The sequence below is a fragment of the Bacillus sp. GMs2/2 genome, assembly GCF_050172095.1.
Lineage (GTDB): Bacteria > Bacillota > Bacilli > Bacillales > Bacillaceae_G > Bacillus_A > Bacillus_A cereus.
Map to the genome: position 1 here is coordinate 20235 of NZ_JBNLYE010000030.1, position 9761 is coordinate 29995.

Consider the following 9761-nt stretch of genomic DNA (forward strand, 5'->3'; position numbering starts at 1 on the left):
TAAAAGAATGAAAGATAAACGGAAATCCTTGTTTATTGTGTTTGTCATTTTAGTTGTAGGTGTAACAGCTTTTAATATCTATTTGAGCAAAAAATCAATGAGTGATGGCAAAGAAAAGCAGTTAAAACTTTCAAATGAATTACTAACAAAGCAAAATGAAGACTTAAAAAAACGACTGGATAAGGTGCTTCCTTCCGCACAAGAACAACAGAGAAGGGCGTATTTATCGACAGCCGAAACGTTTATTCAATTATCATTTCATCGAGAAAAAGAAGGCTACAGTGAGCGAAAAGAAAAAGCAAAATCCATTATGAGTGAAGAACTTTTACAACAATTTTATCCAACTGATAAATACGAAGTAGGAGATACGTATAAAACAAAACCAATAGAAATGAAGTTTTATTTACAAGAAAATGAACCGGATAAGGAGGAAGTAAATGTGTTAGCTGAATTTATAAATGTCACGACAGATTCAACGCAAAATCGAGAAGAAAAAGTAAACAATGTGTTACGAATCATCATGAAAAAAGAAAAGGAAACATGGCGAGTTACAAGTGTGGAAGAGTTAAATATGAAAGTTTTATAACGAAAAAGGTGGGGTGAGAGTGTGATAGGTGCAATTGGTAAGAAGAGTGAAAGAATCAATCTAAGAAAAAATAAGTCGTGGATCTACTTAACAATTATCAGCTTTCTATTTTTAGGTTTTTTCGCTTTCTTAACATCTAAAATTTACATGCCAAACGATGAAAAACTATTTCATACAGAGACAAATAAAGTAATTAAGTTGTCGGGTATGGGGAAATTGATTGTAGAGAAAAGGGGATACAATCCACACAAAAACTTTATACAAATTTACTTTCGATTAGAAGGATATGAGGAAACAGGATATACATTTAAAGCACAGCAAAAAGCAAATCCAGGTGTTCAATTGCCTGTAAAAGTACTGTATGAGGAGAACGGAAAATACGTAGTAGAAGTAAAAGACTTATCTCCGAATTGGGGAGCGTTAGCTTTCGATATTTACAATAAAAATGGTGAGAAAGAACAAATGGATATTCGTAAATTCACACAAGATGTGAACGAATCTGAAGAAGAAAATGCAGCAACAAAAAGTCCGAATAAATTAGTTCAGACGATTTTTACCGATCAAAGAAAAACAAAAGGGAATGACGAATTGATAGCTGAAGATAAAAAAACATATGAGCTAGATTTTATAGAAAGGGACAAAAAGGATATCGAAACAAAGATAAAAAATTATGGGAAAGCAATCAAACTGGAAGAAGAAAATGCGAAGACAGTTTATGAAAAAGTAAAAGAATTACAAGATGAAATGAAGTACCAAACGGAAGCAGAAAAAACAGAAACACAATCAAAAATAGCATCCTTAGAATCAAAAATAAAATCATCAGAAAAGAACGTGGAATTGTTTAAAGGAGAACAAAAAATTGCACGAGATAAAATCAAAAAGTTAGAGCAAAAGGCACAAGAAATTAATAAAAAGTAAAACAAGATATAGGGACATGATGGAGACATTCAGTTGAAATAAAGGGACACGAAAGGGACATTAAGAAAAAATAACGGGACATGGTGGAGACATTACTGAAAAAGATAGGGACGTAATGGGGACATTCAACTTCTTTTCTTGTTCCCATCGTTTTGCTAGGCTCCGCCTAGCTTCACACCTTAGGTGGGAACAAAAACCCCTTATGCTCTTCTCACTATTTTTTGATCTCTACCCAGATTTGCAGAAAGGAGAGGGAAAAGTGGAAATCAGAATTAGAGAAGTAGATCCAATTGCCGTAAAGAAAATAGATGAAATTGCAAAGAGGAAAGGATTATCCCGGCAAAAATTTTTGAAAGCTCAAATTGAAATGCTGGCATTTTTTCAGCAGCAAAATAAAAGGGAAATGGAATTAGAAAATCTCATTGAAAAGAACATCCATATGATGAGTGATTGTTATAGCGTAATGGAAAAAATGAATGAGTTTATTCAACTGATGATGCAGGATATTGAAAATGAGTAATGCGGTTCCTGTTCAGTCTTCCGTCACACCGGGTGTTGTTTTAAAAACGAAATTTGTGTTACCAAGTTCCGATGCGTTTCAGAACTATATTGAGTATGTAGATCGAGAGGAAGCGAAAAGTGAAGTGAAGCTGAATCCGAAAATGTTCGAAACGTATCAAGACTATATGGGGAATGCAGAAAAGACATCGGCACTATTTACGGAGCACGCAAATCGTTTAACAGAAAGTGAGAAAAAGTCCTTAAAGGAAATGTTTAAAACCGCTCATGAGAATGGAAGTATCATGTGGCAAGATGTCATTTCTTTTCATAATCCCTGGTTAGAGAAACAAGGGATTTATGATGAGAAAACAAAAACATTGGATGAAAAAAAGTTAATGGATGTAACACGGCTTGCGATGAAGGAAATGCAAAAAAGAGAGGGGATAGAAAAAAGTTCAATCTGGTCAGCAGCTATTCATTTTAACACGGACAATATTCATATTCATGTAGCAACTGTTGAGCCATTTCCAACAAGAGAACGTGGTAAAAGAAAACCAAAAACATTAGATGCGATGAAGGGGAAAGTCGTAAATAATCTATTAGATCGTAAGCAGGAACAAAAACAAATTAATGATCTGATTCGAAATAATATGGTAGGAAGGAAAAAAGAGGATTCCGTTTTTGATTGGCGTAATCAACATCTGAAACCGTTGTTTTTACAAATCTATAAACAGTTACCAAGTGATAAAAGACAGTGGCAATATAGCTACAATACGATTCAACCATTAAAGCCGGAAATTGATAAATTAAGCAGTAGATATATTCAACATCATCATAAAAAAGATTACGATCAGTTTCTCAAAAAGTTAGATAAAGAAGTGCAAGTTTTTAAAGAAGCATATGGGGAAGGAAAGTATGATAAGAAGCAATATGAAAATTACAAGAAGAATAAAATTAATGACTTGTATAAAAAAATGGGTAACGCCTTTTTACAAGAAATGAAGGCATATGATAAAGAACAAAAGAGAATCTATCATTTGAAAAAATCAAAGCCGTTTCAAAGATTCCAACAGAATGTATCTATTCAGTATTCTATGAGGAAAGTGGAACGAGCTTTTAAAAGTGAATATGAAAGTTGGAAGAACCAAAAGTATTATGAGCGTATGCAAAGGGAAAGTGCATATGAAAATGAAAGGGGTTAGATCATGGGGAATGAAAAAATTCGAATGAAATTATCGTTGAGTGAAGATGTGCATCAATACATTCAAGACTATATGGATGAAAATAATATTACACATCCAGGGGATGCTATATCGAAAATTTGTATGGAGCATCAAGCATCAAAAACTTCAGAATGGTCATTGAATTATATTTCTGAAGTTGTATCAAGAAACTTACACGATGTGTTGAAAAGTGAACTAACAAAAATTCGTCTTGGTGCAAATAGTGCGGATAGAAATACGCAAATTTTAATTGAATTATTAAATGGTTATTTCTTTTTAGAGGGCGTAGATAGTCTTATTACGACTGATAAACAAGAGATGGGAAGTGTGAAGATAGCCAAAGAAGTTGTAGCGGAACGAATTAGTAATGCAAGACAAAAACGTATAGATCATGAGGCATCAAAGAACAATGTAACGTAAGCTACATTGTTTCTTTTTATAAAAAAACAGGAGGTTAGTAGGATGTTATTATTTCATGAAGATATCGCATTAGGGGTCATTAAAGAAGTAGGGGAAGGTGAACTTGTTTTACTAGTAAAAGAGGAAGAACTAACAATCAAAATTACACGAGAACAAGAGGAAGAACTTGCAGTTCATGTCATGAATCAAGAGAATATGTTAGTTCCGGTTAATGTAAAAACTCATGAGCTTTTCTTTGATACAGCTGAGAGCTGGAATGAAGAAGAAATGGAGGAATTACAAAAAGCGAGTGAAAGAGTAGGAGAAGATCATGAGTAAAAGTTATAAGAAAAAGTATCAAACGAAATCACCAGAAGAAAAGAAAGAAGCGGTGCAAGCTTTAACAAAAAAGATGGAAAAAAGCGTAGAAGGTTATTTTCGTACACCGGAAGATTTAAAAGAGTACTTAACCTTTATGGCAAAGTTTTATCACTATTCACCATCTAATATTTCATTAATACAAAGTCAATTCCAGGGAGCCAGTGCAGTTGGTTCCTTTTCTTTTTGGAAAGAAAAAGGATTTCCGGTTAAGAAGGGTGAGAAAGGAATAAAAATCCTTGTTCCAAACCGAACTGTAGCAAAATTTAAGGACAAAGAAGGCACTTGGAAAACAGTAACTAAGGCAAATGAAGAAGAGAAGAAACAAATTGAATCTAAAAGCGTAGAAGTGATGCCTGGTCGCTTATATTTTGCTGTCGGTCATGTGTTTGACCTGTCTCAAACAAACGCAAAAGTGGAAGATCTACCTCGTATTTTTCCGAATCGTTGGCTAGAAGGGAGCGTTACGGATTACCAGAGTTTGTATAAAGGAATGGAAGCCATTGCGGAAAAAAACGGTGTAAAAATTATTGAGCCGAAGCAAGAACTTGGGGTTGCAAAAGGAGTTAGTTACACCTTAACAAAAGAGGTTGCTTTGAATCCTAGAAACAGTGAATTACAAAATGTTAAAACACTTCTTCATGAATTGGCACATGCCAAACTTCATACAGCAGAGACACATATGAATTACACAGCACCAGAAAAAGAGTTTCAAGCAGAAATGACAGCTTACGCTGTTTCTTCTTATTTTGGAATTGATACAAGCGAATATTCATTAGGATATTTAGCGAGCTGGACACAAGGAAAAGAAATGAAGGATAAAACGAGATTATTAAAAGAAGTACATGAAACTTCGATTGAATTTATTGAGACAATTGAAAACACATTAGAAAAGGAAAAAGAACAAATAAATGAAAAAGAGGTGGAAAGTATGGCAAATCAAAATGAAAAACAGGACGAAAAAAATATTTTATTGGTCGAATTTATGAGTTTAAGTAACACGACACAAAAACTTGTTTCTGTTGCAGAGTTAAGGGAACAAGCAGATAGGAACCGTGAGTTTGAACCTGTAGAAGGTGGAGAAAAATTGAGTGATAAAGAATTTATTGATGCATTTAACGTGGCAAATCAAGAAAAGTATGCAGCACTAAATCAAAATGAAATAAATCGTCCAACTATGTTAGTTCAGTGGAGCGAAAACGAAAATTTTAAAGGTAGTCAGTTGATTCCATTTGGAGAGGCCAATGAAAAAATGGCTGAAGTCATTAAAAATATTGAAAAAGCAAAAGAGGAAGCAAGAGAAAGGGATGAATACGTACCATATAATAACACTCGTTATCATATTGCCATTCCAAAAGAAGTAGATAGAGATTTTGGGAGAATGGAGCTTGTGAGTATGGATCGTTTGGATATGGGGGATGGGGACTACAAGACACCGTATGAACAAGTATTAAACGAGAAAAGGTATTTATCGGATGAAGTAAAACAAGCGTTACGAGATGAAGTGATGAATTATAGAAATAACAAAGAAATACCGATGGAAAAAGCACAGGAAAGTACAGTAGAAAAACTGAAAGAGACACCCAATCACTTAGTTACAATTGAAGTATTAGCAAACGGTATACAAGATGAAGAGCTTGCAAGAATCCACATGATGGATGCCGTTACGAAAGATATCAATTATTTGTCTGTATGGAATCAAGATAAAATAGATCGGGACGATTTATACGTTTCCCTAATGGAAAAGAACGGGAAACGAGAAAATGTCTATTTAGATAACATTTTGAAACCAGATTTATATGAAAAGGTTCAGAGTTCTATCTTTGATGGAAGAGGGAATTTGTCATTTGTTGTTTATGAAAAAGATGCAAAGATGAGTCTAGATGAAATCGTAAAAGATGAACGATATGGACTCTTAGTTGATAAAGCGGAGGGACAAAAAGATTACTCATTTAATGAAAAAGAATTGGAATTATATAAAGAAATGAAGACAGATGGATATGCACCTATTGCTTCTCTAGATCAACAAATTCAGCCTTTAAAAGAAAAGGAGCCAACTACATTAGATAAAGATTTAAGCCGAAAATTCGAAGCATACAGACGTTCACAATATGAAGAAACACCAGATAATATTAATAGTATTGTCACTCGTGTAAAAGCTGAAGAGCGATATTATACAACAAAGTATGTTTCGATTGATAATGAGTTGGTAAGCCAAGAACACGTTGTGAAATTAGAAAATCGGGTGGATGAGAAACTTGGGAAAGAAGGAATAACGGTGAATCAGTCTACAACTTCAAAGGAAATGGATGTAGATAAAAAATTTCAGCCATTGAACGGAAAACAAACGAATAATAAAGAAAAAGAAGTAGGACCTGAGAATGTAGAGCATTCGAAAACTACAAAGAAATCAAGTAGAAATAGAGAAACAATGGAAATGGAACGATGAAAAATTTTATAGCAGAAAAATCAGATTAAATCATTTTTTGTTACTCAATTGAGGAAGCGGAAAGTGATTTTTTTATAGCTAAAAATGAAAGAGGGTAAAAGTAAAAGCCCTCTTTCTCATTTAAAAAAAGAAAGGAGCAAATGTTATGAATGTATGGCTGTTTGCGGGCTGTATGCTCCTGGTGGCTGTCTCTTTGAACGTATTGTTGTTATTTGGTCAAAAAATCGTGAAAAAGCTGAGGATTAAGAAACAGAAACATAAAGCTGAAATTGTAGATTAAGAGAAAAGGACTATGAAAAGGAATAGTCCTCTTTTTTATTTCATTTTATAGAGTAAAGGGGGGATTCCGTAATGGCATATGTCAGTGCGGAGGATGCGATGAAAGCAAGAAAAGTTGACTTGATTTCATATCTGGAAGCAAAAGGAGAAACGTTTAAGAAAGAAGGAAATTATTATCGTCATACGGAGCATGATAGTCTCATCATTAAAGGAAATCAGTACGCCTGGAATAGTCGAGGGGAAAAAGGATATGGAGCGATTAGCTTTGCCATGATGTACTATGACATGACATTCCCACAAGCCGTAATGGACATTCAGAAGGGAGACTACAAAGAGTTTGATCGTTCAAAAGCTGAAGAGGAGCGCCAAAAAGAGCAGCAGCCATTTAGTTATCCCAAACACCTGGAAGTAAATAAGAAAACAGAGATAAAAGAATATCTAATTCATGAACGAAAAATAGATCCTCGCTTGGTGAATTGGCTGATTAAAAAGGATCTCATCGCCCAGGATAAGAAAAATAACGTGGTGTTCAAATGGAGAGAAGAAGGGGGCAAAGGGCAAGTCATTGGTATGAACCGTCAAGGTACGGTCAAAATGGAGAATAAAAGAGGAAGCTTTAAGCAAATTGTCCCGAATTATGAAAAAATCAATGCCGGTTTTACGGTTGATGTAGGTAAACCGGATAAGATTTATTTTTATGAAGATCCTATCGATATGTTATCTCATTGGAGTATCAAACAAAATAAGATACAAAACGCTCGCCTGGTTTCTATGCATGGATTGAAGTCAAAAACAGTAATTCAATCTTTAATGGATGCGAAAAAAGAAGGGCACGATATTAAAGAAGTCATTATGGCAGTTGATAATGATAAAGCTGGGAAAGACTTCATTCAGACAATGAAATGCTTTGTAGATCTTAAAGAGGATATTCCAACGAATGAAAAGGATTGGAACGATGTCCGGAAGAAACAAGTGAGTGAAAAACAGGCAAAAGAAACAGCCCAACCAAAGAAAATGAAACCAATTAAAGAGGTGGAGCGAAGTGTCTAATCTACCAGAAATGCCAAACATATTACAAATTTTGATGTATGGTTTTATCCTTTATGTTCTTTTTCATATTTGTAAATTTATGTACCGGAAGTTCCAGGAGCGAAGAATATTAAAGCGAATGGCTAAGTCCGGTATTCGTTATATAGATAAAATGGACGGACATCAATTTGAAGTATATCTAAAAGCTCTCTTTCGAGAGTTGGGTTATTCTCCAACAGTCACAAAGCAGTCAAATGATTTCGGAGCAGATCTGGTATTGAAGGGAAAAAATCGTATTGTAATCCAGGCGAAACGCTACGGAATGAAAAATAGAGTAGGCATCAGTGCCGTACAGGAGATATATGCAGCACAAGCCTATTACAAGGCACAAGAGGGCTGGGTTGTAACGAACAGTGTGTATACAAGGCAGGCGAAAGAATTAGCGGAAGCTTGTAATGTAAAACTAATAGATCGTGTAGAACTTCAGAAATTGATTAATAAAATCAATCCCGAATATTCGGCTGAAGATGTGTATCAAGGGGTAACACCTGCAGCACGGAAATGTCCAACATGTAAACATGGTTTAGTCGTTCGTAATTCAAATCAAACAGGAAATACGTTTTTTGGCTGTTCACAATATCCGACATGTACACATACAGAACCAATCAATACATGAGCTGTGATGAAAATCCAGCTCTTTTTCTTTTTATTTAGGCGCTGTTAAAAATACTGCAAATGAATAATCCTCTATTATTTACGCAATCTAATCCATATTATGCAGTAAGTTTGGAGTTAATTATATGTTTAAATGGAAACTGTTAATGACATTTTGCGGAGTTATAATGATGGTTTTATTTACATCTCCAATAGAAGGAAAGGCAGAAAATATATCTAATAAAGATTTTTATGATTCTTATAATACTTTATTAGCTCCTTACGCAAGTGAGATTATCCGAAGTAAACTTGGACCAGAACACCAGTATAGTTTAACGGATACAAAGATTATAAAAATTGAGCGTTCTCAAAAATATACCTTCACCTTTATTGTAGTAGCTAAATATAGAACGTATACTAACGCTCACAATCCACCTACTCATGTTGTAACAATAACTTATAATGTTAGTCCAAGTGGGGTAAAAGTTATCGATTTCAAACAAAAAAAGAAAGAAAGTGAGTTTACAACTCATTTTCTTTATCAATAGGCAGAGTAGCAGACTTTTGGAATTCAAATAAAACAGGAAATAAGTTTCTTGGTTGTTCTTACTATCCAACATGTACACATACAGAACCAATTCATACATGAGCTGTGATGAAAATCCGGCTCTTTTTTTATTTGTTTAAAGAATGCATGAAAAAAATCAGTTTAACTAAAAAATGAACCTTCAAATTTAGTTGTATGAGGTTTTGATATGTTTATCAATACAATAGTCGTATTTGTTATAAAAACGCATGTAAAGGGAGAGAGAGGATTTAAATGCGTTTTTAGGTTTTTAAAGAAAAATAAAAAGGGTAGCCATTATTTACGACTTAACCCTTTGTCTACGACCTGACGAATTGCTTCATTTCGATTCTTCAGCTTATTTTCATGCCAGTAATTTTCTATTTATTCTACTTGTTCTTTTGTAAAAGTAACTAAAATTTGAGTGTACTTGTCTTTATTAACAGCCATATAGCAACCTCCTCTATAAAAAATATTATAAGTTATATAACTTTATTGAGGAGGTTATTACATCGAACGGAAAGTTAAAAAGATGATGGCTGATCTTCAATTTATTATGAATCATGGTCAAATCAGTGTAGATTTTATAGATCAAGGATATAAAAGAATGCTTTTTAGTGCATTAGAAGCTATCGGAAAAGGTTTAATGTGCATACCAATGAACATAATGAAACAACCTTGTTCTTAGAGTTAGTTTAGTAAATTTACACAATGAGGGGCTGTTAATAATGGAGCAGTTAACGATTTTTGACGTAATGGATGAAACTAAAAATAAGCTTT

At 34.0% G+C, this 9761-nt stretch carries 11 protein-coding genes and 2 pseudogenes; all 13 read left to right on the forward strand.

The window, feature by feature from the left end; translation table 11 throughout:
- Positions 1 to 7 precede the first annotated feature (7 nt).
- The 13 genes and pseudogenes from ACQGS6_RS07295 to ACQGS6_RS07355 all read left to right on the forward strand — a co-directional run bounded on the left by ACQGS6_RS07295 (position 8) and on the right by ACQGS6_RS07355 (position 9680).
- Positions 8 to 586, forward strand: coding sequence for a hypothetical protein (locus ACQGS6_RS07295; protein ID WP_012263718.1), 579 nt, complete (start codon positions 8 to 10; stop codon positions 584 to 586).
- A 21-nt stretch (positions 587 to 607) separates the two neighbouring features.
- A complete protein-coding gene (locus tag ACQGS6_RS07300) occupies positions 608 to 1504 on the forward strand; it encodes a hypothetical protein (protein ID WP_098015729.1) in 897 nt (298 codons plus the stop codon).
- 259 nt (positions 1505 to 1763) lie between these two features.
- Complete coding sequence (locus tag ACQGS6_RS07305; RefSeq protein ID WP_336821039.1) at positions 1764 to 2024, forward strand: hypothetical protein; 261 nt, start codon at positions 1764 to 1766, stop codon at positions 2022 to 2024.
- Entirely contained in the window at positions 2017 to 3207 is a 1191-nt protein-coding gene (gene mobP2, locus ACQGS6_RS07310; protein ID WP_426964998.1) for a MobP2 family relaxase, read from the forward strand. The genes ACQGS6_RS07305 and mobP2 overlap by 8 nt, the downstream gene beginning before the upstream one ends.
- A 3-nt stretch (positions 3208 to 3210) precedes the next feature.
- The gene (locus tag ACQGS6_RS07315) at positions 3211 to 3648 is read left to right on the forward strand and encodes a hypothetical protein (protein ID WP_336821035.1); all 438 of its coding nucleotides are present in this window, start codon (positions 3211 to 3213) and stop codon (positions 3646 to 3648) included.
- Positions 3649 to 3690: 42 nt separating this feature from the next.
- Entirely contained in the window at positions 3691 to 3966 is a 276-nt protein-coding gene (locus ACQGS6_RS07320; RefSeq protein ID WP_242298886.1) for a hypothetical protein, read from the forward strand.
- Positions 3959 to 6454 (forward strand): LPD25 domain-containing protein, encoded by a 2496-nt coding sequence (locus ACQGS6_RS07325; protein WP_426964999.1) that lies wholly within the window; start codon positions 3959 to 3961, stop codon positions 6452 to 6454. Before ACQGS6_RS07320 ends, ACQGS6_RS07325 begins: the two co-directional genes overlap by 8 nt.
- Before the next feature lie 84 nt (positions 6455 to 6538).
- Positions 6539 to 6700, forward strand: coding sequence for a hypothetical protein (locus tag ACQGS6_RS07330; RefSeq protein WP_426965001.1), 162 nt, complete (start codon positions 6539 to 6541; stop codon positions 6698 to 6700).
- Positions 6701 to 6805: 105 nt separating this feature from the next.
- On the forward strand, positions 6806 to 7783 hold the full coding sequence (locus ACQGS6_RS07335; protein ID WP_426965000.1) for a DUF3991 domain-containing protein: 978 nt from the start codon (positions 6806 to 6808) through the stop codon (positions 7781 to 7783).
- On the forward strand, positions 7776 to 8438 hold the full coding sequence (locus tag ACQGS6_RS07340; RefSeq protein WP_061660632.1) for a restriction endonuclease: 663 nt from the start codon (positions 7776 to 7778) through the stop codon (positions 8436 to 8438). Before ACQGS6_RS07335 ends, ACQGS6_RS07340 begins: the two co-directional genes overlap by 8 nt.
- 124 nt (positions 8439 to 8562) lie before the next feature.
- Positions 8563 to 8964, forward strand: coding sequence for a DUF3888 domain-containing protein (locus tag ACQGS6_RS07345; RefSeq protein WP_267415473.1), 402 nt, complete (start codon positions 8563 to 8565; stop codon positions 8962 to 8964).
- 20 nt (positions 8965 to 8984) lie between these two features.
- Positions 8985 to 9065, forward strand: a pseudogene (locus ACQGS6_RS07350) (restriction endonuclease); the annotation flags it as partial.
- A gap of 427 nt (positions 9066 to 9492) precedes the next feature.
- Positions 9493 to 9680 (forward strand): annotated as a pseudogene (locus tag ACQGS6_RS07355) (hypothetical protein).
- The last annotated feature ends 81 nt before the right edge of the window (positions 9681 to 9761 follow it).